Consider the following 573-nt stretch of genomic DNA (forward strand, 5'->3'; position numbering starts at 1 on the left):
ATGTTGAAGATATTGCGGACTTTCATACCCCGGTCCAGATCATTAATGATAAGACAGCGCCTAATAAAGATGCTCAGGCGGCGGCCATTATTTTGCCGCCGGAGTATGCTGACAAGCGCATTACCATAGAGCGGCTGGACGCCAATCCATTGGTTCCACTGACTATCCCTCAGCACACCGATCGAACAACCGGGGATGTTGCCGGCGTCTTTATGGGGCCAAGTTATCCGGGTTCGTTTATCGGCTCCTACGTGACTCCCGATGACAGCGATAGTGCAATGACAGTAGATCTGCAAAAACTTCAAATCGAAAACGGCCGTGAGGGGAAGCGGATCATTTATTACCAGTGGATTGATCGTGTCGGTAATGAGGCGCAGCAGCCTTCCGTTCCTCTCAACGTCGTTGTCGAACTCACGGCGGCCCCGGCCAACTTGAAACCACTCTCAGTGCCTGAGGCGCCAGCCCCCGACCACCTCATCACCATTAAGGATGCCTTTCCACACGTTGCTGTAGTTACCGAGGCGGGGTACGACAACATTGGCACGGAGGATGAAGTGAGTGTGAGCTGGGAGA

General features: G+C 53.4%; 1 pseudogene. It reads left to right on the top strand.

Annotated features, from left to right (window positions below):
• Positions 1-573, top strand: a pseudogene (locus F8N43_RS29385) (hypothetical protein); the annotation flags it as partial.

The sequence above is a fragment of the Pseudomonas fluorescens genome, assembly GCF_902498065.1.
In the GTDB taxonomy this organism is placed as follows: domain Bacteria; phylum Pseudomonadota; class Gammaproteobacteria; order Pseudomonadales; family Pseudomonadaceae; genus Aquipseudomonas; species Aquipseudomonas fluorescens_BJ.